The sequence below is a fragment of the Leifsonia xyli subsp. cynodontis genome (genome assembly GCF_050632205.1).
GTDB classification, from domain to species: domain Bacteria; phylum Actinomycetota; class Actinomycetes; order Actinomycetales; family Microbacteriaceae; genus Leifsonia; species Leifsonia xyli_D.
On record NZ_CP192578.1, the window covers coordinates 1087569 to 1108323 of the forward strand.

General features: G+C 70.1%; 19 protein-coding genes and 2 tRNA genes. 14 read left to right on the forward strand and 7 right to left on the reverse strand.

The features are described from left to right. Positions 1 to 124: 124 nt before the first annotated feature. Positions 125 to 2671, reverse strand: coding sequence for an aminopeptidase N (gene pepN, locus ACQ86M_RS05445; protein ID WP_431247334.1), 2547 nt, complete (start codon positions 2669 to 2671; stop codon positions 125 to 127). Between the two features lie 116 nt (positions 2672 to 2787). On the opposite strand from pepN, the gene ACQ86M_RS05450 reads away from it, so the two are divergent. Genes ACQ86M_RS05450 through ACQ86M_RS05465 form a run of 4 tightly spaced genes read left to right on the forward strand, consistent with a single transcriptional unit; the run spans position 2788 to position 6357 of the window. Beyond that, the gene (locus ACQ86M_RS05450) at positions 2788 to 3276 is read left to right on the forward strand and encodes a ribose-5-phosphate isomerase (RefSeq protein ID WP_431247335.1); all 489 of its coding nucleotides are present in this window, start codon (positions 2788 to 2790) and stop codon (positions 3274 to 3276) included. After that, on the forward strand, positions 3276 to 4262 hold the full coding sequence (locus tag ACQ86M_RS05455; RefSeq protein WP_431247336.1) for an Fpg/Nei family DNA glycosylase: 987 nt from the start codon (positions 3276 to 3278) through the stop codon (positions 4260 to 4262). Before ACQ86M_RS05450 ends, ACQ86M_RS05455 begins: the two co-directional genes overlap by 1 nt. Positions 4263 to 4270: 8 nt before the next feature. Then, the gene (locus ACQ86M_RS05460; protein ID WP_431247337.1) at positions 4271 to 4909 is read left to right on the forward strand and encodes an FMN-binding negative transcriptional regulator; all 639 of its coding nucleotides are present in this window, start codon (positions 4271 to 4273) and stop codon (positions 4907 to 4909) included. Next, positions 4906 to 6357: an amidohydrolase gene (locus ACQ86M_RS05465; RefSeq protein ID WP_431247338.1), complete on the forward strand. Its 1452-nt coding sequence runs from the start codon at positions 4906 to 4908 to the stop codon at positions 6355 to 6357. Before ACQ86M_RS05460 ends, ACQ86M_RS05465 begins: the two co-directional genes overlap by 4 nt. Positions 6358 to 6500: 143 nt before the next feature. On the opposite strand, the gene ACQ86M_RS05470 is transcribed toward ACQ86M_RS05465, so the two are convergent. Beyond that, positions 6501 to 7778: an alpha/beta hydrolase gene (locus ACQ86M_RS05470; RefSeq protein ID WP_431247339.1), complete on the reverse strand. Its 1278-nt coding sequence runs from the start codon at positions 7776 to 7778 to the stop codon at positions 6501 to 6503. A gap of 173 nt (positions 7779 to 7951) precedes the next feature. Here ACQ86M_RS05470 and ACQ86M_RS05475 point away from each other — a divergent pair, with 173 nt between their 5' ends. The 4 genes from ACQ86M_RS05475 (at position 7952) to ACQ86M_RS05490 (ending at position 10406) form a co-directional block, all read left to right on the forward strand. Further along, entirely contained in the window at positions 7952 to 9193 is a 1242-nt protein-coding gene (locus ACQ86M_RS05475; RefSeq protein ID WP_431247340.1) for a sensor histidine kinase, read from the forward strand. Further along, the gene (locus tag ACQ86M_RS05480) at positions 9154 to 9354 is read left to right on the forward strand and encodes a hypothetical protein (RefSeq protein WP_431247341.1); all 201 of its coding nucleotides are present in this window, start codon (positions 9154 to 9156) and stop codon (positions 9352 to 9354) included. The genes ACQ86M_RS05475 and ACQ86M_RS05480 overlap by 40 nt, the downstream gene beginning before the upstream one ends. A gap of 164 nt (positions 9355 to 9518) precedes the next feature. Then, positions 9519 to 10178, forward strand: a complete 660-nt coding sequence (locus ACQ86M_RS05485; protein WP_431247342.1) for a response regulator transcription factor — start codon at positions 9519 to 9521, stop codon at positions 10176 to 10178. A gap of 15 nt (positions 10179 to 10193) precedes the next feature. Further along, complete coding sequence (locus tag ACQ86M_RS05490; protein ID WP_431221092.1) at positions 10194 to 10406, forward strand: antitoxin; 213 nt, start codon at positions 10194 to 10196, stop codon at positions 10404 to 10406. A gap of 3 nt (positions 10407 to 10409) precedes the next feature. Here ACQ86M_RS05490 and ACQ86M_RS05495 read toward each other — a convergent pair whose 3' ends face one another. From ACQ86M_RS05495 to ACQ86M_RS05505, 3 genes are all read right to left on the reverse strand, one after another. Further along, on the reverse strand, positions 10410 to 11081 hold the full coding sequence (locus ACQ86M_RS05495; protein WP_431247343.1) for a hypothetical protein: 672 nt from the start codon (positions 11079 to 11081) through the stop codon (positions 10410 to 10412). 124 nt (positions 11082 to 11205) lie between these two features. After that, a complete protein-coding gene (locus ACQ86M_RS05500) occupies positions 11206 to 11799 on the reverse strand; it encodes a DUF3761 domain-containing protein (RefSeq protein ID WP_431247344.1) in 594 nt (197 codons plus the stop codon). An 86-nt stretch (positions 11800 to 11885) separates the two neighbouring features. Further along, positions 11886 to 11956, reverse strand: a tRNA-Gly gene (locus ACQ86M_RS05505). 120 nt (positions 11957 to 12076) lie between these two features. Here ACQ86M_RS05505 and ACQ86M_RS05510 point away from each other — a divergent pair. The 6 genes from ACQ86M_RS05510 to clpX all read left to right on the forward strand — a co-directional run bounded on the left by ACQ86M_RS05510 (position 12077) and on the right by clpX (position 17262). Beyond that, positions 12077 to 12151, forward strand: a tRNA-Pro gene (locus ACQ86M_RS05510). Between the two features lie 60 nt (positions 12152 to 12211). After that, a complete protein-coding gene (gene tig, locus ACQ86M_RS05515; RefSeq protein ID WP_431247345.1) occupies positions 12212 to 13624 on the forward strand; it encodes a trigger factor in 1413 nt (470 codons plus the stop codon). 178 nt (positions 13625 to 13802) lie between these two features. Further along, positions 13803 to 14291 (forward strand): tetratricopeptide repeat protein, encoded by a 489-nt coding sequence (locus ACQ86M_RS05520; RefSeq protein WP_431247346.1) that lies wholly within the window; start codon positions 13803 to 13805, stop codon positions 14289 to 14291. Positions 14292 to 14498: 207 nt separating this feature from the next. After that, positions 14499 to 15092, forward strand: a complete 594-nt coding sequence (locus ACQ86M_RS05525; protein WP_431221097.1) for an ATP-dependent Clp protease proteolytic subunit — start codon at positions 14499 to 14501, stop codon at positions 15090 to 15092. 29 nt (positions 15093 to 15121) lie between these two features. After that, the gene (locus ACQ86M_RS05530; RefSeq protein ID WP_431221098.1) at positions 15122 to 15808 is read left to right on the forward strand and encodes an ATP-dependent Clp protease proteolytic subunit; all 687 of its coding nucleotides are present in this window, start codon (positions 15122 to 15124) and stop codon (positions 15806 to 15808) included. Between the two features lie 179 nt (positions 15809 to 15987). Beyond that, entirely contained in the window at positions 15988 to 17262 is a 1275-nt protein-coding gene (gene clpX / locus ACQ86M_RS05535) for an ATP-dependent Clp protease ATP-binding subunit ClpX (RefSeq protein ID WP_431221099.1), read from the forward strand. Here the strand turns inward: clpX and ACQ86M_RS05540 are convergent. Together ACQ86M_RS05540 and ACQ86M_RS05545 are read right to left on the reverse strand one after the other, a co-directional pair. Then, positions 17219 to 18526 carry an ion channel protein gene (locus tag ACQ86M_RS05540; RefSeq protein ID WP_431247347.1) on the reverse strand — a complete coding sequence of 436 codons (1308 nt, stop codon included), beginning with the start codon at positions 18524 to 18526 and terminating at the stop codon, positions 17219 to 17221. The two genes, clpX and ACQ86M_RS05540, sit on opposite strands and share 44 nt — an antisense overlap. An 88-nt stretch (positions 18527 to 18614) precedes the next feature. Continuing rightward, positions 18615 to 20654, reverse strand: coding sequence for a M3 family metallopeptidase (locus ACQ86M_RS05545; protein ID WP_431247348.1), 2040 nt, complete (start codon positions 20652 to 20654; stop codon positions 18615 to 18617). Positions 20655 to 20755: the final 101 nt, after the last annotated feature.

The window sequence follows — 20755 nt, forward strand, 5'->3', positions numbered from 1 at the left end:
AGACTAGGGCGGTGGGCGGCTCCGCGGCATCCACCCGCGGTACGACGACCGGGGTCGCCGCCGGCTGCTCCGGTACGACGAAGGGGCCCCGCCGCAGCGGAGCCCCTTCGCGATGCCGGCGGGATCAGGCGGCCGCGTCGCGCTTCTGCGCGGCGAGCGCCCGCTCCACCCCGGCGAGGTTCTCGACGACCATGCGGCGCAGTGCCGCCGGCTCGGCGTTCGCGTCGAGCCACGCGCGGGTGGCATCCCGCAGCTCCTCGTTCGCGAGCGGCGCCGGGTACATGCCCTCGACGAGGTACTCGGCGATCTTGTACGTGCGCGACGTCCAGACGCCCTGCAGCGCCGCGAAGTACGGCTCGACGAACTGCGCCAGCACGCTCTTGTCCTTCGCCCGCTGGAAGCCGAGTCCGGTGTACCGGACGATCGTGTTCGGGAGGCTGTCCGAACCGAACACCGAATCCCACGCCGCCTGCTTGCCTTCGAGCGTCGGGATGCTGGCGCGGGCCTGCGCGGCGAACTGGCCGCCATTCGCGGTGTTGTCGGCCGCGAGCGCCGCGTCGATCTCGTCGTTCCCGGCCGCTCCGCCCGCGACGAGCGCGATCAGCAGCTCCCACGAGAGGTCGGTGTCGACCGTCAGCCCGTCGAGCGTGACCGAACCGTCGCGCAGCCCGGCGATGGTCGACAGCTGCTCGTCCGTCGAGGCGAGGGCCGCGAAGAACTTGACGAACTGGAACTGCGCGTCGCTGCCGGCCTCGGCGCCCTTCGCGAGCTCCCACAGGGCGTCGGCCGCATTCTGCGCCGTCTCCTTCTGACGCTCCGGCGCGACGTACGCCGTCGCCGCGAGCACCAGCTGGTTGAGCGTGGTGCGGATGGTGGTCGACTCGGTCTCCGACGCGATGTTTCCCAGCACCAGGCGGACGTAGTCGCTCGCGGTCGTCTCGGCGTCGCGGGTCGCATCCCACACCGCACCCCAGACCAGCGAGCGGGCGAGCGGGCTCTCGATGTCGGAGAGGTGCTCGATCGCGACCGTCAGCGACTCCTCGTCGAGGCGGATCTTCGCGTAGGCGAGGTCGTCGTCGTTGATGAGCACGAGGTCGGGGCGGCGGGCGCCCACGATCTCGGCCACGTTCGTACGCTCGCCGTCCACATCCAGCTCGAAGCGCTCGTCGCGCATCAGCTTGCCGTCGCGCAGGTTGTAGAACCCGATCGCGAGACGGTGCGGGCGGATGGTCGGGTAGTCGGCCGCGGCGGACTGCAGCACCGCGAACGACGTGATGACGCCGTCCGCATCCACCTCGAGCTCGGGGCGCAGGGTGTTGACGCCCGCGGTCTCGAGCCACTTCTTCGACCAGTCGGTGAGGTCGCGGCCGCTCGTGGCCTCGAGCTCGACCAGGAGGTCCTTCAACTCGGTGTTGCCGTGCGCGTGCTTCTTGAAGTACTGCGCGACGCCGGCGAGGAAGTCGTCCTGACCGACCCAGGCGACGAGCTGCTTGAGCACTGAGGCGCCCTTGGCGTAGGTGATGCCGTCGAAGTTGACCTGCACATCTTCGAGGTCGTTGATCGTCGCGACGATCGGGTGCGTCGAGGGGAGCTGGTCCTGGCGGTAGGCCCAGCTCTTCTCCATCGCGGCGAAGGTGGTCCAGGCCTCGGCCCACTCGGTCGCCTCGGCGGTGGCGAGGGTGGAGGCGTACTCGGCGAACGACTCGTTCAGCCAGAGGTCGTTCCACCACTTCATGGTGACCAGGTCGCCGAACCACATGTGGGCGAGCTCGTGCAGGATGGTGACCACCCGGCGCTCCTTGATGGCGTCGGTGACCTTCGAGCGGAACACGTACGTCTCGGTGAACGTGACGGCGCCCGCGTTCTCCATCGCGCCCGCGTTGAACTCCGGCACGAACAGCTGGTCGTACTTCTCGAACGGGTACGCGTAGTCGAACCGCTCCTCGTAGAAGGCGAAACCCTCACGGGTCTTGTCGAAGATGTAGTCGGCGTCGAGGTACTCCGCCAGGCTCTTGCGGGTGTATACGCCGAGCGGGATGGTGCGGCCGTCGCGGCTGGTGAGCTCGCTGTGGACCGACTCGTACGGGCCCGCGACGAGCGCCGTGATGTACGAGGAGATGACCGGGGTGGGTGCGAACGACCACGTCTTCGCGTCGTCGCCGGCGTCCTGCGGCTCGGGCGTGGGGGAGTTGCTCACCACGGCCCAGTGGGCGGGCGCCGTGACCGTGAAGGTGAACTCCGCCTTGAGGTCGGGCTGCTCGAACACGGCGAACATGCGCCGCGAGTCCGGCACCTCGAACTGGCTGTAGAGGTACACCTCGCCGTCGACCGGGTCGACGAAGCGGTGCAGGCCCTCACCCGTGTTGGTGTAGATCGCGTCGGCGTCGACGGTCAGCTCGTTCTCGTCCTTCAGCCCGTCGAGCCGGATGCGCACGCCGTCGCTGACGGTCGCCGGGTCGAGCTCGACGCCGTTCAGTGTGACGGAGTGCACCGTGCGCGTGATCGCGTCGATGAACGTCGAAGCGCCCTCCTTCGCCGCGAACCGCACGGTGGTGGTGCTGCGGAAGGTCTCCGGTCCGGTCGTCAGGTCGAGCCTGACGTCGTACGCGTGGGTGCGGATGAGCGACGCGCGCTCCTGCGCTTCGATGCGGGTGAGGTTCTCTCCGGGCAACGCTGGCTCCTTCTGGCGGGTGAGAGGGCTTGTCTCTGACGGCGTGGATCGTGTCCACCGGATCCACCTTAGCCACCGGGTCCGACGCCGTCGGTGGTCGTCCCTAAACTGTGGATATGCGCATCCACATCGCCACCGACCACGCCGGCCTCGACTTCAGCACGCACCTGCAGGAGCACCTCGCGGCGGCCGGTCACGAGGTGGTCGACCACGGGCCGAAGGAGTACGACCCGATCGACGACTACCCGTCGTTCTGCATCAATGCCGCGGCCGCCGTGGTGCGCGACCAGCAGGCGGGGGTGGAGGCGCTCGGCATCGTCTTCGGCGGCTCCGGCAACGGCGAGCAGATCGCCGCGAACAAGGTGCGCGGGGCGCGCGCGGCCCTGGTGTGGAGCGAGTCCACGGCGCTGCTCGCCCGGCAGCACAACGACGCGAACGTGATCGCGATCGGCGCGCGCCAGCACACGGTGGAGGAGGCGACCGGCTTCATCGACGCCTTCATCGCCGAGCCGTTCTCGTTCGAGGAGCGCCACGTGCGCCGCATCGCGCAGCTCGCGGAGTACGAGGCCACGGGCGACATCGCGGGCAAGAACGTGGACCACTGATGCCCGAGGGCCACTCCGTCCACCGCATCGCGCGCCAGTTCGCGGTCAACTTCGTCGGCCACCGGGTCGCGGTCTCGTCGCCGCAGGGCCGCTTCGCCGCCGACGCGACCCGCATCGACGGCCATGTGATGACGGATGCGCGCGCCGTGGGCAAGCAGATGTTCCTCGAGTTCGACAACGAGTTATGGCTGCGCGTGCACCTCGGGCTCTACGGCGCCTGGGACTTCGCGGGCGACATCAGCATCGACCCGACCATCGCCAGCGCGAACGGGCGGATGGGCCAGACGAACCAGCGCGGCACGGAGCTCGACCCCATCCTCGACTCCGCGGGGGAGAACTCGCTCACCTCGATCGGCGCCCCGCGTCGCACCCGGCTGCGCATGGCCGAGTCCGAGAAGGTGGAGGCCGAGATCACGAGCTTCCCGCCCGATCCGATCGGCCAGGTGCGCGTGCGGCTGCTCACCGACACGGCGGTTGCCGACCTGCGCGGACCGACGGCGTGCGAGGTGCTCGACCCGGCCGAGGTGGATGCGGTGGTCGCGAAGCTGGGGCCCGATCCACAGGTCGACGACGGCCCGGACGCCGAGGAGCGGTTCGTCTCGATCGTGAAGCGCAAGCCGACCTCCATCGCCCTGCTGCTCATGGACCAGAGCGTCGTCAGCGGCATCGGCAACGTCTACCGGGCGGAACTGCTGTTCCGCGCGCGGCAGAACCCGCACACACCGGGCAAGAAGGTCCCGGAGGACACCGTGCGGGAGCTGTGGCGCGACTGGGTGCACCTGCTACGCATCGGCGTCGAGACCGGCCAGATGATGACGATGGACGACCTCGACGACGACTCGTACCGCAAGGCCATGGCCAGCCGTGACGACCGCCACTGGGTCTACAAGCGCGAGGGCCTGCCGTGCCGGGTGTGCGGAACGAACATCGTCATGGAGGAGCTCGGCGGCCGCAAGCTGTACTGGTGCCCGGTCGACCAGGCGTAGGAGGAACCATGCGACAGAACCCGAGCTTCGCGCTGGGCGACCCGGCGGAGTTGAAGCGGCTCGTCCGCGAGAACCCGTGGGCGACCTTCGTCTCGAATACGTCCAACGGCTTGGTCGCGTCCCACTACCCGGTCATCCTCGACGACACGCGGGAGGAGTTGACCCTGCTGTCGCACGTGGGGCGCCCCGACGAGCAGCTGCACGAGCTGGGGGAGCACGAGCTGCTGATCATCGTGCAGGGCCCGCACGGCTACATCTCCTCCGGCTGGTACGACGACGATCCCGCCGTGCCGACGTGGAACTTCATCACGGCGCACTTCTCCGGCGTACCCGAGATCCTCTCCGACGACGAGAACCTCGACGTGCTGGCCCGGCTGGTCGACCACTTCGAAGACGAGCTGCCGTCGCCGCGACGCATGCGGGGAACGCTCGAAGACGCGGCGTACGCGGAGCGGATCGTCTCCGGCACCGTCGGCCTGCGCCTCACCCCTACGCGCGTGGTCGCGAAGCAGAAGATGAGCCAGAACCGCCCGGACCACATCGTCGACTCGATCATGGCCGAGCTGGGCGGCGACGGCCCCTACGCGAGCGCCGGGCTGCTGCGCGAGATGCAGCTGGTGCGCGACCGGCGCCGCGCCGCGCGATGACGCTGGTTCTGACGGGTGCGCGGCTGCCCGGGCACGAGGGCGTGGTGGATGTGGTGCTGGCGGAGGGACGCATCGCTTCCGTTGCACCTGCGGACCGTTCGGCGTTGTCGTCGCCGAGCGGTGAGCGCATCCCGCTGGATGGGCGCTGGCTGATTCCGGGGCTGTGGGATCAGCACGTGCACTTCACGCAGTGGGCGCAGACCGCACGACGCCTCGATGTCTCCCGCGCGGCGTCGGCGGCGTCGGCCGCCGAGCTGGTGCGGCAGCGTGCTGCTGCGTCGAGCGATGACGGGGTCATCGTCGGTTTCGGCTTCCACGACGCGCTGTGGCCCGACCTCCCCACCCGCGAGCTGCTCGACGCCGCGACGGACCGCCCGGTCGTCCTGATCGCCGGGGACCTCCACTGCTCGTGGCTGAACACCGCGGCGGCGCAGCTGTTCGCGCCCTGGTCGGACGACGCGGTGCTGCGTGAGGACGCCAGCTTCGCCGTGACGAGCCTCCTCACCGCGGCCGACGACGCGACCCTCGACCGCTGGGCGGCGGATGCGGCGGGCCTCGCGGCGACGCGCGGTGTGGTCGGCATCGTCGACCTCGAGTACGGCTGGAACCTCGACGTGTGGACGCGGCGGATGGCCGCAGGGGCGAGCGGCCTGCGCGTCGAGTTCGGCATCTACGGCGACCACCTCGACCGCGCCGCGGCGATGGGTCTCCGCACCGGCGAGGCGATCCCCGGCACGGACGGTCTGCTCACGGTCGGCCCGTTCAAGGTCATCGCCGACGGCTCCCTCAACACGCGGACGGCGCTCTGCGCGCATCCGTACCCGGACGGCGGCCATGGCGTCGCGAATCTGACACCGGCGGAGCTCGTCGAACGGATGCGCTTCGCCGTCCACCACGGGCTGGAGCCCGCCGTGCACGCCATCGGCGACGAGGCGAACCGCCGCGCCCTGGACGCCTTCGAGGCCGTCGGCGCCGGCGGCCGTATCGAGCACGCCCAGCTGATCGACACCGCCGACGTCCCGCGCTTCGGCCGCCTCGGGGTGACCGCCAGCGTGCAGCCCGAGCACGCGATGGACGACCGCGACGTAGCCGACCGCCTGTGGTCCGGTCGCACCTCCCGTGCCTTCCCTCTCGCCGAGCTGCACGCCGCCGGCGCCCGGCTCGCCTTCGGCTCGGATGCGCCCGTCGCCCCGCTCGACCCGTGGTCCGCGATCGCGTCGGCGGTGGGCCGCGCGCGGGACGGCCGCGAGCCGTGGCATCCCGAGCAGTCCGTTCCGGTGGATGTCGCGCTGGCTGCATCCGTCCGCTCTTCCGTGGCGCCCGGGCAGCCGGCCGACCTCGCGGTGCTGGACCGCGACCCGCTCGCCTGGTCGCCGGACGACCTCCGCGCGATGCCGGTCGCGGCCACCCTCGTCGGAGGCCGCTTCACGCACGACGCGCTGCGCTGACGCCAGCGCTGCACCTCTCGCCCCTCCGCCGAGGCGCGAGATTCGTCACGAATGGTCGCTTCGCGCGCCGAATAGCGACCATTCGTGACGAATCCTCCCGGTACCCGGGGCGAGACTTGACACAAATCGTCACGCCGCACCCCTCAATGCCCCCGCAGCAGCAGCCGGTCCACCCCCGGCACCGTCGCGATCGCCGCGTTCCGCAGCGACTCCGTGTAGGCGTCGAGGTACCCGTAGCGCTCGAAGTGCTCCGCGTACTTCTGCTCGAACAGCGCAGCATCCTGGATGTGCGACCACGCGCTCGACAGCGGGTCGTCGTTCCACGGCGAGTGCAGCACCGGCGCGTGGCCGGTCACGGGCAGAAGGTCCGCCTGCGTGTCGCCGTCGACGCTGATGACCGTCGCCCCGAACCCCGGCGACCGGGGGTCGCGACGGGTGATCCGCCCGAACCGCGCCTCCGCATCCGCCGTCGCCTCGCCCGCGTAGACGTGGTGCGCGTGCAGCGCCCGGGCGTCCGGGATGCGCTCCTCGATCCCGGCGGATCCCAGCATCACGAACGCGTACACCCCGAGGTCGCGGGCGCCCGACAGCGCGTTGGCCGCCGTCGTCGTGCCGTAGGAGTGCGCGACGATGTTGACCGCCCGCGGCGGCTCGTCGACCCGCACGGCGTTGACGCCGCGCACATCCGCGGTCAACAGCGGAGCGCCGCGCGACGCGAAGTCGCCGAGCGCCGCGTCGATTCCGGGCGGGGGAGTGACGTAGCCGATCCAGGAGACGACCGCGCGGTCGGTCGGAGCCCCGACGGCGCCCTGCTCGTCCCAGAGGTTCTGCGCCGACTGCGTCCACAGCTGCATGTCGTCGGTGTACGTCCCCATCCCGGGCACCACGAACGTGATGTCCCCCGCCGTGTCCAGGTCGCCGAGCGCGACCGCGGCGAGCGGAGGCCGGTCCAGGCTCAGTCCGATCAGGTGCCGTGCCGGTGTCCGCTTGCCGGCGATCGTCTTCCGGATGGCCGTGAGCGCCGCGATCTCCCGTTGCGCCGTGGCGTCGTCCGGGTGCTTCTGCAGCTCGCGCTTCTCCGTGGTGAGCGCCCGCTTCAGCGCCCGCCGGTTCGCCTTCTCGCGGGCGCGGTAGTCGACCCCGTCGAGGTTCCCGACCACCTCGGGGATCGTGTCGATCGCATCCTGACGCGTCTCCGCATCCAGCCCGACCCACTCGTCGCGGACCGCATCCGGGTCGGTGTTCGACAGCTGGACGACGAGCTCCGGATGCTTCGCCAGGTACTTCTGCTGCTGCTCGTCGTTCATCGCCTTCAGCACGTCGAAGGTCGTGATCGGCGCGGCGCCGGCCGCGGGCGCCAGCAGCAGCCCGCCCGCGGCGACCGCGACCAGTGCGACTGCGGCGAGCGCCCGGCGCATCATGGCCAGAGCGTAGTGCCGCCGCCGACCGCGTGGCGACGGGGATGCGGACGCGCCAGCCCCCGCCCAGCCCCCGCCCGGCCCCGCCCGGACCGCCGGCGGGTCGGGTTAACCCCCGCACGCATTCGGCGGCAGGTGGGATGGGGCGGTCGCCCGCCGATCGCGAGGCTGGGTTCATGACCACTGAACCAGTACGCGCATCTGCCACGCTGAATGCCGTGACCGCATCCACCCCGGCTCCGGCCCCGGCTCCGGCTCCGGCCTCCGCCCCCGCCCGTTACGGCGCGTTCTGGCGCGGGGTCCCTCGCGAGCTCGGCTTCCTGCTGCTCACCATGCCCATCGCCATCATCGGCCTGACCGTGCTCCTGACCCTGTTCTGGACGGGCGTGGGCACCATCGTCATTTACGTCGGCGTCTTCGTCCTGGTCGCGACCTTCTACACCGCCCGGGGCTTCGGCATCGTCGAGCTCACGCGCCTGGACTGGGCGGGGCGCCCGTCCATCCCGCGTCCCGTCTGGGAGAAGCCCGGCACCCCGCGCACGTTCTGGCGCACCGTCTTCGGGCCGTTCGCCAACGGCCACTACTGGCTCTACCTGCTGCACGGCGCGATCATCAACCCCATCGTCAGCGTCGTCACCTGGTCGATCACCATCACGTGGGCCTCGATCGCGCTCGGCGGCCTGACCGGCTGGATCTGGTTGCCGTTCATCCCGCAGGGCAACCGTGACTTCTACCTCTCGCAGACGATCGTGGATGCGGTCTTCCGCACGCACTCGACCTTCGACCCGAACGTCGGCGACCGCATCCTCTACGTCATCGCCGGCGTGCTGTTCGCGGCGACGCTGCCGTTCGTCACCCGCGGCCTGACCCTGGCGCACGAGGCCGTCGCGCGCGGACTGCTCGGCCGGTGGCCGTCCGAGGCGCTGCAGCGCGAGGTGGCCGACCTGTCCGCCTCGCGCGGCGCGGCCGTCGCCGCCGAGGATCAGGCGCTGCGGCGGCTGGAGCGCGACCTGCACGACGGTCCGCAGCAGCGGCTGATCCGCCTGCAGATGGATATCGCGGCCGCCGAGCGCAAGCTGGCCGACGATCCGGAGGCCGCCGCGACTCTGCTCGCCGAGGCGCGGCAGCAGGCGGGCGACACCCTGGAGGAGCTGCGTGCACTGTCCCGCGGCTTCGCCCCGCCCATCCTGCAGGACCGCGGTCTCGTGGCCGCCGCCGAGTCGCTCGCCGCGCGCAGCCCCATCCCGATCGCGGTGGAGTCGTCGCTGCAGCCGGGGAGCGGTTCAGTCCCGAGATCGAGCGCAACGCCTACTACGTGCTGGCGGAGCTGGCAGCGAACCTGGCGAAGCACTCCGGCGCATCCGCCGCCCGCCTGTTCGTGGACCGGTTCGTCGATCCGGCCGGCCGGCCGTGGCTGAACGTCTGGCTGACGGACAACGGCCGCGGCGGCGCCTCCTTCGTCGACGGCCACGGCCTGCGCGGGCTGGAGGAGCGGGCCCGCGGACTGCGCGGCGAGCTCGTCGTCGAGAGCCCCGCCGGCGGCCCCACGCGGATCGGCGCGCGCATCCCGCTCGCCTGACCCGCCCGCCTCGATCGCCCTCTCCCGGTTCCGCCCACCGTCGAGTCCGCGATGATTGCACGCGACACGCCGTCGCGGTGTGCAGACTTCGCGGACTCGACGGTGGTGGGAGGCGGTGGGCAGACGGAGGGCCGCCCGAGCCCCTGAGACCGTAGGCTGGGAGCGTGCCGAGCGATCCCCGACCCCTGCGCGTCGTCGTCGCCGACGACTCCGTCCTCCTGCGCGAGGGCCTCATCCGCCTGTTCGACGAGGCCGGCCTCGACACCGTCGGCGCATTCGGCGACGCGGACACACTGCTCGAGTCGCTGCCCGACCTGATGCCGGATGTGGTGGTGCTGGATGTGCGCATGCCGCCGACCTACCGCGACGAGGGCGTCCGCGCCGCGCTCCGCATCCGGCGCGAGCATCCTGACATCGCGGTCCTTCTGCTGTCGCAGTATGTCGAGGGGACCTACGCGCAGGAACTGCTCGCCGGCGGGGACGGCGGCACCGGCTACCTGCTGAAGGACCGCATCGCCTCCCTCGACGAGCTGAAGGATGCGGTCACCCGCGTCGCCGCCGGGGGAACCGTGCTCGACCCGCAGGTCGTCCGCGAGCTGCTCACCCGCCGCACCGACCCGCTCGCCACGCTCACGCCGCGCGAGCGGGAGGTGCTGGAGCTGATGGCCGAGGGCCGCACGAACGCCGCCATCGCGTCCCGCCTGGTGATCGGCGTCGGCTCGGTGGAGAAGAACGTGACATCCATCTTCCAGAAGCTCGGCCTCGAGGACTCCGGCGACGACCACCGCCGTGTGCTCGCGGTACTGGCCTTCCTCCAGCACTGAGCGTTGGATGGCCGCATGGCTGGTTTCGACGACATCACCAAGAAGGCGCAGGAGTTCCTGAACGACCCGAAGGTCAAGGGCGCCCTGAGTTCCGAGCAGGCCGAGGACATCAGCGACAAGCTGCTGGACGGCGTTGCCGACGCCGCGAAGAAGGCCACCGGCGGCAAGTACGACGACAAGATCGAGGACGCGCGCGACCAGGCCGACAAGCGCGTCGGCAACGACTGACGGTTACTCGGTCGGATTGACCGGCCGCAGCGACGCGATCGCGCGCCGGTAGATCGAGTACCCCCAGAGCATCGCCAGGACGACGGCCGCGACCGCGACCACCACCCCGACGACGATCGCGACCGCCGGCAGCGCGCCGAGCGCCGCCGCCGCGCTGCCCAGCAGCAGCCCGATCACGATCGACTCGACGACCGCGATCAGCATCATCGAGCTGCCCAGCACCGGACTCGCGCCCCGCTGGTAGAAGAAGTGGTACGTCGTCCGGATGCCGTCCTCATCATCGTTCGCCGAGGCGTACAGGTAGCGCTCGAGCCCGGGATCCAGCTCGACGTAGGCCGCCCGCAGCCGGTTCATCGCGACGACGTACATCATGTCCTCGTCGGACGTGTTGAACACCCGCACCATCGTGATCAGCCCGAGCAGCGCGAGCACGAGGAGCACCCCGAGCGCCGCCAGCCCGAACCACCCGTGGAACCCGCTCGCCTGCCCGATGAAGCCGAGCGTCACGAGCCCCGCCGACACGAGCGTCAGGAAGATCGCGATCCGCGTCAGCACCTCGCTCTGCGTCGTGCTCCGCGACGCGAGCAGGCTCCAGTGCTCCGTCGCGAGCAGCTGCGCCCGCAGGCTGCGCTGCGCATCCGTGAGCCCGTCACCCGGCGGGGGAGTCGCCGTCATGCGGCCATTGTGGCGCGCGCTGCGCGTCCCGGCACCACCGGATGTCGCAGTGCAGCTACTCCGCGAGATGTGCGGCGGACCGGCGGACCCCGGCACGCGGTGAATCTCGCTCAACAGGCCGCTGCTAGCGATACCACACCGCTACGCCTCCGTGGTGCGAGCACGTGCCCTGGTGATGCGCCGAGAACGAGAGCGTGCCGTCGTTACAGAGCGCGGTCGCGCCGCCGGCGCCAGGGTCTGGCGCAGGAGCGGGCGCCGGGGGTGGTGGCGGCGGTGCGGGAGGCTGGAGAGTCAGCCGGACGGTCGATCCGACCGGCACGGCCGCCCCGGCGGCGGGCGACTCGGCGACCACGGACCATCCCGACACGGCGGGCAGCGCGTTCCCCGAGGTGTCGGCGAACGCGACGAGGATGCCCTGCTGCGTCAGCTCGGTCGCTGCCTGCTCCGACGACTGACCGACATGCTGAGCCTCGACGACCGTGGGTGCGGGCGGCGGCGGTGCCGGAGTAGCCGATGGGGTGTCCTGGGGCAGGGGAGCGGCGCTGTCCTCAGGCGTCGAGTCCGGGTATGAGCCCGCCGCGCTGCCGTCGTGAGCCACTGCAACGGGAGGCGGAGTATCCGCCTCCGACGTGGCGCAGCCTGCTAGACCGCCCGCGGCCAGGACCGCGGCCACGGCGCTGGCAAGAATGGTGCTTGTGAACTTCCTCGGCGCAGACATCCGCGTCTCCTCCCCCGACGAGAGCAGGTTAGGACGCGTGAAATGAGGATGCCTCACCCAATACGGGGCACAAGAGGCCGAAACGGAGGGGATGACGGGAATCGAACCCGCGTAATCAGTTTGGAAGACTGAGGCTCTACCATTGAGCTACATCCCCGGAGCGCCGCGAGGCGACGCCATGGCCGCCCTCTGCGAGACGGCCGGAGACCATCGTAGTACACGCGGCGCATCCCGCTGTGCAGTAGACTCGGACGCGGTCTTTCGCACCGCTTCAAGCCGGGGCGTAGCTCAGCTTGGCTAGAGCGCCCGCTTTGGGAGCGGGAGGTCGCAGGTTCGAATCCTGTCGCCCCGACGAGGACCTCGTTCCTTGCGAGAAGACCATCGTTCGAACATTCAGGAGAACCCAGACATCGTGAAGACCACGGTCGAGAAGCTCAGCCCCACCCGCACCAAGCTCGTCATCTCGGTGACGCCGGAGGAGCTGCAGCCGAGCATCAAGCACGCCTACGAGCACATCGCGGAGCAGGTGAGCATCCCCGGTTTCCGCAAGGGCAAGGTGCCGCCGCCCATCATCGACCAGCGGGTCGGCAAGGCCGCCGTCCTGGAGCACGCGGTCAACGAGGGTCTGGACGGGTTCTACCGCCAGGCCATCGAGGAGAACGACGTGCGCCCGCTCGGCCGCCCGGAGGCGGACATCACCGAGTGGCCGAACGAGAAGGACTTCTCGGGCGACCTGCTCCTCACCATCGAGGTCGACACCCGCCCCGAGGTGACGCTGCCCGCCTTCGACGACATCACCATCACGGTGGATGCGGCCGAGGTCTCGGTCGACGACGTCGAGGAGGAGCTGGACCGGCTCCGCAGCCGCTTCGGCACCCTCGTCACCGTGGACCGCCCGGCCAAGACCGGCGACTTCGCGCAGATCGACCTGACCGCCGAGATCGGCGGCGAGGAGGTCGACACCGCGGCCAACATCTCGTACGAGATCGGCTCGGGCGAGCTCATCGACGGCATCGACGAGGCGCTCGAGACCCTCACCGCCGGCGAGACCACCACCTTCGAGGCCCCGCTCATGGGCGGCGACCACGAGGGCGAGAACGCGCAGATCACCGTGACGCTGAACGCCGTCAAGGAGCGCGAGCTCCCGGAGGCCGACGACGACTTCGCGCAGATCGCCAGCGAGTTCGACACCATCGGCGAGCTGCGCCAGAGCCTGCGCACGCAGGTCGAGCGCTCCAAGGTGTTCGGCCAGGGCACCGCCGCGCGCGACCAGCTGGTCGACAAGCTCCTCGAGCTGGTCGAGATCCCGGTTCCGGAGCAGCTCGTCGAGGACGAGGTGCACCGCCACCTGGAGCAGGAGAACCGCCTCGAGGACGACGTGCACCGCGCCGAGGTGAAGGAGTCCAGCGAGAAGACCTTCCGCACCCAGATCCTCCTCGACGAGGTCGCGCAGGAGAACGACGTCAAGGTCAGCCAGGACGAGCTCACGCAGTACCTCATCCAGGGCGCCGGCCAGTACGGCATGGACCCGAACGAGTTCGTGAAGATCCTCAGCGAGAACGGCCAGATCCCGTCGATGGTCGGTGAGGTCGCCCGCAACAAGGCCCTCGCGATCGTCCTCGGCAAGGTGAAGGTCGTCGACTCCAACGGCAACGCGGTCGACCTGGCCGAGTTCACGGCCATCGCCGACGACGCGGACGAGACGGCCGACGCCGACGAGACCCCTGCGGCCGACGAGGCCGCCGAGGCCCCGGCCGAGGAGACCCCCGAAGCCTCGGAGAAGCCGAAGAAGCGTTCCACCAAGAAGAAGGCCGACGACGAGTAACCTGTCGCCTTCCGACACGAAGCCGGGCCCGCGCCTCTCGCGCGGCCCGGCTTCGTGCATCTGTGGGACGTAACACGCCGTTATGCCGAGCCGGCGACGGCGTGTTGCGTCCCATAGATCGCGGGCGCGCGGTCTGCCACGATGGGGAGGCGCGGAGCGAGTGGATGGAGGAGCGCGGATGAGCGACGACTGGCGGCAGCGGGTGGATGCGGTCTGGGCGGCCGCCGGCGACGCGGGGGAGGACGCGACCCTCGCCTCCATCGACGCGCTGGTCGCCGAGCGGCCCGCGAACGACCCAGAGGCACTGTTCGAGGCGGCGAGCGGCCGCGACTTCGCGGGGCGCGAGGCCGACGCCGAGCCGTTCTACCGCGCCGCCCTCGCCCACGGCCTCGCCGAGCCGTACCGCGGCCAGGCGATCGTGCAGCTGGCCAGCACCCTCCGAAACCTCGACCGGCCGGCGGAGGCGCTGAGCCTGCTGCGCGACTTCCTCGCCGCCGAGCCGGAGCATCCACTGTCCGACGCCGCCCGCGCCTTCGCCGCCCTCGCCCTGTTCGACGATGGGATGCGCGCCGACGCCCTGCGCGAGGCCCTCGCCGCGCTCGCCCCGCACCTGTCGCGCTACGGCCGCGCTGTCACGGCGTACGCCGCCGCCCTCGACGACGACTGATCGCCGCCGCGCCATCGAGTGGTCGCAACACGCCGATACGGCCATGCGCATAACGGCGTGTCGCGACCACTCGATGCGCCGGGAGCCGCCCGGCGCGCGGTTCGCAAGCGACGGCGCTGCGCGCTCTCTGCCCACGGCGAACAGCGCCGAAATGGGCCCGGCGCTCCGATAGATTCGATGCCAAGCGACAAAGGAAATGGAGCGAACATGGCCGACATGGGTATCCAGCCCAGTGTTTTCGACAGACTGCTGAAGGACCGGATCATCTGGCTCGGCTCCGAGGTCCGGGATGAGAACGCGAACGAGATCGCCGCGAAGCTGCTGCTCCTGGCCGCGGAGGACCCGAAGCGGGACATCTACCTCTACATCAACTCTCCCGGCGGCTCCATCACCGCCGGTATGGCCATCTACGACACGATGCAGTTCGTGCCGAACGACATCGTCACCGTCGGCATCGGCATGGCCGCGTCGATGGGCCAGCTGCTGCTGACCGCGGGCACCAAGGGCAAGCGGTACATCACGCCGAACGCGCGCGTGCTGCTCCACCAGCCGCACGGTGGATTCGGTGGTACCGCGAGCGACATCCAGACGCAGGCGCAGCTCATCATCGACATGAAGAACCGCCTCGCGCAGATCACCGCCGACGCGACCGGCAAGTCGGTCGAGCAGGTGAACGCCGACGGCGACCGCGACCGCTGGTTCTCCGCGCAGGAGGCTCTGGAGTACGGCTTCGTGGACCACATCCGCGAGTCCGCCCTCGACGTCTCCGGCGGCGGCGGCACCGAGCCGGACAAGAACTGACGGACCGCCGGAAGGACAAGGACAAGAGAATGAACACCCCCATGCTCGGCGGTTCCCCCGCCCTCGGCGGTCAGGCCTTCGGCGGCGTCCAGGCGCCCGGCTCCCGCTACATCCTCCCCAGCTTCGAGGAGCGCACGGCCTACGGCTACAAGCGCCAGGACCCGTACGCGAAGCTGTTCGAGGACCGCATCATCTTCCTCGGCGTGCAGGTCGACGACGCGTCGGCCGACGACATCATGGCCCAGCTCCTGGTGCTCGAGAGCCAGGACCCGGACCGTGACATCGTCATGTACATCAACTCGCCCGGTGGCTCGTTCACCGCGATGACGGCGATCTACGACACGATGCAGTACATCCGTCCGCAGATCCAGACGGTCGTCCTCGGCCAGGCCGCCTCGGCGGCCGCCGTGCTCACCGCCGCCGGCACGCCCGGCAAGCGCCTCGCGCTGCCGAACGCCCGCATCCTGATCCACCAGCCCGCCGTCGGCGAGGCCGGGCAGGGGCAGGCGTCCGACATCGAGATCCAGGCGAACGAGATCATGCGCATGCGCACCTGGCTGGAGGAGACGCTGTCGAAGCACTCCAACCGCTCGGTGGAGCAGGTCAACAAGGACATCGACCGCGACAAGATCCTCGGTGCCCAGGAGGCCCTCGAGTACGGTCTCATCGACCAGGTGCTCACCAGCCGCAAGACGCTCCCGGCGCTGGTCAAGTAACCGCGACACTCCCAGCGGGGTGGCCGTCTGAAACAGACGGTCACCCCGCTTTTTCGCGCCCGACGGGGGCATCTGCTGTGAGCAGAACCGCCGCGCGAAGCAAAACGGCCGAGGTGCGCGCCAATGTCGTCCGCACGGGTTAGGCTCGACGGAAAGACCCTGAGTAGGAGGGGAGAGGGATGGCACGCATCGGGGAAAGCGCCGATCTGCTCAAGTGTTCCTTCTGCGGAAAGAGCCAGAAGCAGGTTCAGCAGCTCATCGCCGGTCCCGGCGTGTACATCTGCGACGAGTGCGTCGAGCTCTGCAACGAGATCATCGAGGAGCGGCTCGCTGAGGCGGGCGAAGAGACGTCGAGCGAGTTCGACCTCCCTAAGCCGAAGGAGATCTTCGGCTTCCTGGAGGAGTACGTCATCGGCCAGGAGCAGGCGAAGCGCTCGCTGGCGGTGGCGGTCTACAACCACTACAAGCGGGTGCGCGCGAAGGCGACGATCACCTCCGCCGACTCGATCGACGACGTCGAGATCGCGAAGTCCAACATCCTGCTGATCGGCCCGACCGGCTGCGGCAAGACGTACCTCGCCCAGACGCTGGCCCGGCGGCTCAACGTGCCGTTCGCGGTCGCCGACGCCACGGCGCTGACGGAGGCCGGCTATGTCGGCGAAGACGTCGAGAACATCCTGCTGAAGCTCATCCAGGCCGCCGACTACGACGTCAAGCGGGCCGAGACGGGCATCATCTACATCGACGAGGTCGACAAGATCGCCCGCAAGGCCGAGAACCCGTCGATCACGCGCGACGTCTCGGGCGAGGGCGTGCAGCAGGCGCTGCTCAAGATCCTCGAGGGCACGGTGGCCTCCGTCCCGCCGCAGGGCGGCCGCAAGCACCCGCACCAGGAGTTCATCCAGATCGACACGACGAACGTGCTGTTCATCGTGGCCGGCGCCTTCGCAGGTCTGGAGGAGATCATCTCCTCGCGTGCCGGCAAGAAGGGCATCGGCTTCGGCGCCCCGCTGCACTCCAAGGGCGACGACATCAACCTCTTCAGCGAGGTGCTGCCGGAAGACCTGCATAAGTTCGGGCTCATCCCCGAGTTCATCGGCCGTCTCCCGGTCGTCACCACGGTGACGCCGCTCGACCAGGACGCGCTGATGCAGATCCTCACCGAGCCGAAGAACGCGCTGGTGCGCCAGTACCAGCGGATGTTCGAGCTCGATGGCGTCCAGCTCGAGTTCGACCATGCGGCGCTGGAAGCCATCGCCGACCTGGCCGTGCTGCGCAAGACCGGCGCCCGCGGACTCCGCGCGATCATGGAGGAGGTGCTCGGCCCGATCATGTTCGAGGTGCCGTCCAGCTCCGAGGTGGCACGCGTGGTCGTGACGAAGGAGGCGGTGCTCGAGAACGCGGCGCCGACTATCGTCCCGCACCGGGCGCGGCGCGAGGAGAAGTCGGCGTAGCGTCCGGCTCCGGCGCGATCAGCATCGCGGGCGCACGCGTCACCATCAGCCAGGCCGGAAGCACGGCGAGGCACAGGATGGGCAGGATCAGCAGGTTCGATGTCACGGCCACGCCGATGAAGATGGCGATCCAGCCGTCGCGGGTGACCGCGAGCGTGATGCCGAGTACGGCCGACGCGACGGCGACCTGGAGTGGCACGCCCGGGACCAGGGCGGAGGCGAGCGTGCCGAGCGCCGCCCCGATGAACACCGCCGGGAAGACGCGGCCGCCGCGGAACCCCGCACTCGCCGCGACGAGAAGCGCCGCGAGCTTGACCACCGTGATCAGCACGAGCTGGCCGGCCGAGTAGTCGCTCCGGTTCGTCACGAGCTGGTTCATCTGCTCCAGCCCCTTGAACAGGGTGATCGGGCCGCCGATCGCCCCGAGGACGCCCAGCACGAGCCCGCCGGCGAGGGTGACGAGCACTGGATGCCGCAGCGCGTGGAAGAGCCGGTGGATGAGCGGGAACAGCGCCGCACCGAGGATTCCGAGGGCGGTCGCGACCGCGGCGATGATCAGCGACGCGACCACATCCCATCCGGTGATGGCCGTGTACGCCGGCATCGGGATGCCGAAGTGCGGATGGGCGAGGAAGGTCATCGTCAGCGAGCCGGCCGCCGCCGCGACCAGCGGGAGGAACAGCTTGTCCCACACCGCTCCGCCGCCGCGCACGCCGGCCACGATGCCGGTGAACACGAGAGCGGCCGCGACGGGAGTGCCGAAGAGCGCCCCGATCGTGCCGGATGCGGCCATCAGCATGACGACCTGCGACGGGATGGCCTTCCACAGGCGCCCGACGAGGGTGACCAGGATGCTGATGTTGATGGCGATGATCGGGTTCTCCGGCCCGAGACTCACGCCGCCTGCGAGCCCCAGGATCGCGGCCAGGGCCAGGGACGGGACCACCCCGATGCGGAGAGGCTTGTCGACGAGTTCGGTCGTGGCGGAGTCCGGCCCCGCGTGCCCGGGCACCAGCCAGACGATCAGTCCGACCGCGAGGCCGGTGATGCTGAGGATGAGGAAGATCCACCATCCCGACGACGGGTCGATTCCGAGCGCCTTCGGCAGGGCCGTCCACACCCCGTCCGCGATGACGCCCGCGATGCTCTCCACCGCCCAGAGGGCCAGGGCGCTGATCACCCCGATGAGGATGGCGGGGATGCCGCCCAGCGCCAGGGCGCGGACGGTGGGCGCTGGAAGCTCCTGCTGACCGGTCGACGACATCGCGACTCCCTCCCGCGGCCGCGCACGGCGGCGCGGTTCGAGGTCAGGGTAGAGCGCGGGCGCCGGAGGCGGCTAGAGAGCGCGCCGCTCAGCCGTCGAGGCGGCGGCGCTTCAGCAGTGGCTCGATCTCCGCATCCCGGCCGCGGAAGTCGCGGTACGCCTCCAGCGGGTCCTTCGAGCCGCCGACGCCGAGCAGGCGCTGCCGGAAGCGGTCGCCGTTCTCGCGGAGCAGCCCGCCGTTCTCACGGAACCATTCGACCGTGTCGGCGTCGAGCACCTCGCTCCAGATGTAGGAGTAGTAACCGGCGTCGTAGCCGCCCGAGAAGGTGTGCGCGAAGTAGGTGCTCGCGTAGCGCGGCGGCACGGCGGGATTGTCGAGCCCGGCCGCGGCGAGAGCATCGACCTCGAAGGCGGCGACATCGGTGACGGTGTCGTCGGCGGTGATCCGGTGCCACGCCTGATCGAGGAGCGCAGCGGCCAGGTACTCGCTCGTCGCGAAGCCCTCGTTGAACCCCTCGGCGGCGTGCAGCCGGTCGACCAGCTCCTGCGGCATGCGCTCGCCCGTGACGTGGTGGACAGCGTAGTTCTCGAGGATCTCCGGCCAGAGCATCCACATCTCGTTCACCTGGCTGGGGAACTCGACGAAGTCGCGGAAGACGTTCGTCCCGGCGAACTTCGGGTAGGTCACCCGGGCGAAGAGCCCGTGCAGGGCGTGGCCGAACTCGTGGAAGAGCGTGTTCGTCTCGTCGTAGGTCAGCAGCGTCGGCTCGCCGGCGGCGGGCTTCGGGACGTTGAGGTTGTTGACGACGACGGTGGGCGTTGCGAGGAGCTCGTTCTGCGAGATCAGCGGGTTCATCCAGGCGCCGCCGCGCTTGGAGTCGCGGGTGTACAGGTCGAGGATGTAGAGGCCGAGCCCGGAGCCGTCCTCGTTGCGCACCTCGAAGACGCGCGCCTCCGGGTGGTAGGCGACGAGGTCGGGACGCTCGCTGAAGGTGATGCCGTAGAGGCGGTTCGCCGCGTAGAAGACGCCGTCGCGCAGCACCCGCTCCGCCTCGAAGTAGGGGCGCATCGCGGCGAAGTCGACGTCGTACTTCTCGGCGCGCACCTTGCCGGTCAGGTGGGCCCAGTCCCACGCCTCGACCGTCTCGCCGTCGCCCAGCAGCCGCTGCAGGTCGGCCTGCTCGGCGCGGGCGTTGCGGGCCGCCGCGGGGGCGAGCCGGCCGAGCATGTCGGCGACGGCTTCCGGGGTACGTGCCGTCTCGTCGGCGGTGACGTACGCCGCGTGCGTGTCGAAGCCGAGCAAGCGGGCGCGCTCGGCGCGCAGCCGGGTGATCTCGAGCACGAGCGCGCGGTTGTCGTTGCCGCCGCCGCGGATGCCGCGGGACCGGGATGCCGTCATGATCCGCTCGCGCGACTCCCGGCGCGTGAGGTCGGCGAGCCACGGGTGCCCGGTCGGCAGCACGAGCGTGACGACGTACTTGCCGTCGAGGCCCCGCTCCGCCGCGGCCTGCGCGGCGGCCGACAGCTCGCCCTCGCCCAGGCCGTCCAGCTCCTCGGCGGTGTCGAACACGACCGCGAGGTCGTTGGTGTCGGCGAGCAGGTTCTTCTCGAACCGGGTGGTCAGCGTCGACAGCCGCTGGTTGTACTCGCGGAGGCGCTCCTTGCCGCCCTCGTCGAGGCCGGCGCCGGCGAGCGTGAACTCGGTGTAGTAGCGCTCGACCAGGTAACGGGATTCCGCATCCAGGCCCAGCTCGTCCCGGCGACCGTAGAGGTCGGCGATGCGCGCGTAGAGCTCCGGGTTGAGGCGGATGGCGTCGCTGTGCGCGGCGAGCTGCGGCGCGATCTCCTCTTCGAGCGCGTTGGTGAAGTCGGTGCTGTCGGAGGAGCTCTTGTTGAAGAACACCTCGGCGACGCGCTGCAGCGTCTGCCCGCTCCGCTCCAGGGGCAGCATGGTGTTCTCGAAGGTGGGTGCTTCGGCAGTGGCGACCACCGCATCCACTTCGGCCAGCTGCTCCGCGAATCCGCGCTCGAAGGCGGGACGGTAGTGCTCGTCACGGATCTCGGCGAAGGGCGGCAGCCCGTACGGGAGGGTGCTGGGCGTGGAGAACGGATTCGCGGTGTCGACCATGTCCCCAGCCTAGACGGGCGAGGGGGCACCGCAAAGGAATCGTTGCAAACGAATCAATGCAAAGAACTGCTTGCAAAGAAGTCTTTGCAACCGTATCCTGG

What these genes read in the sequence shown, in the direction of transcription:
- ACQ86M_RS05500 (WP_431247344.1), bottom strand. Translation starts at nt 11,799, where the DNA reads ATGTCTGCGCCGAGGAAGTTCACAAGCACCATTCTTGCCAGCGCCGTG.
- ACQ86M_RS05460 (WP_431247337.1), top strand. Translation starts at nt 4,271, where the DNA reads ATGCGACAGAACCCGAGCTTCGCGCTGGGCGACCCGGCGGAGTTGAAG.
- ACQ86M_RS05525 (WP_431221097.1), top strand. Translation starts at nt 14,499, where the DNA reads ATGGCCGACATGGGTATCCAGCCCAGTGTTTTCGACAGACTGCTGAAG.
- ACQ86M_RS05495 (WP_431247343.1), bottom strand. Translation starts at nt 11,081, where the DNA reads ATGACGGCGACTCCCCCGCCGGGTGACGGGCTCACGGATGCGCAGCGC.
- ACQ86M_RS05545 (WP_431247348.1), bottom strand. Translation starts at nt 20,654, where the DNA reads ATGGTCGACACCGCGAATCCGTTCTCCACGCCCAGCACCCTCCCGTAC.
- ACQ86M_RS05465 (WP_431247338.1), top strand. Translation starts at nt 4,906, where the DNA reads ATGACGCTGGTTCTGACGGGTGCGCGGCTGCCCGGGCACGAGGGCGTG.
- ACQ86M_RS05530 (WP_431221098.1), top strand. Translation starts at nt 15,122, where the DNA reads ATGAACACCCCCATGCTCGGCGGTTCCCCCGCCCTCGGCGGTCAGGCC.
- ACQ86M_RS05520 (WP_431247346.1), top strand. Translation starts at nt 13,803, where the DNA reads ATGAGCGACGACTGGCGGCAGCGGGTGGATGCGGTCTGGGCGGCCGCC.
- ACQ86M_RS05470 (WP_431247339.1), bottom strand. Translation starts at nt 7,778, where the DNA reads ATGATGCGCCGGGCGCTCGCCGCAGTCGCACTGGTCGCGGTCGCCGCG.
- ACQ86M_RS05540 (WP_431247347.1), bottom strand. Translation starts at nt 18,526, where the DNA reads ATGTCGTCGACCGGTCAGCAGGAGCTTCCAGCGCCCACCGTCCGCGCC.
- ACQ86M_RS05490 (WP_431221092.1), top strand. Translation starts at nt 10,194, where the DNA reads ATGGCTGGTTTCGACGACATCACCAAGAAGGCGCAGGAGTTCCTGAAC.
- ACQ86M_RS05475 (WP_431247340.1), top strand. Translation starts at nt 7,952, where the DNA reads ATGACCACTGAACCAGTACGCGCATCTGCCACGCTGAATGCCGTGACC.
- clpX (WP_431221099.1), top strand. Translation starts at nt 15,988, where the DNA reads ATGGCACGCATCGGGGAAAGCGCCGATCTGCTCAAGTGTTCCTTCTGC.
- ACQ86M_RS05455 (WP_431247336.1), top strand. Translation starts at nt 3,276, where the DNA reads ATGCCCGAGGGCCACTCCGTCCACCGCATCGCGCGCCAGTTCGCGGTC.
- ACQ86M_RS05450 (WP_431247335.1), top strand. Translation starts at nt 2,788, where the DNA reads ATGCGCATCCACATCGCCACCGACCACGCCGGCCTCGACTTCAGCACG.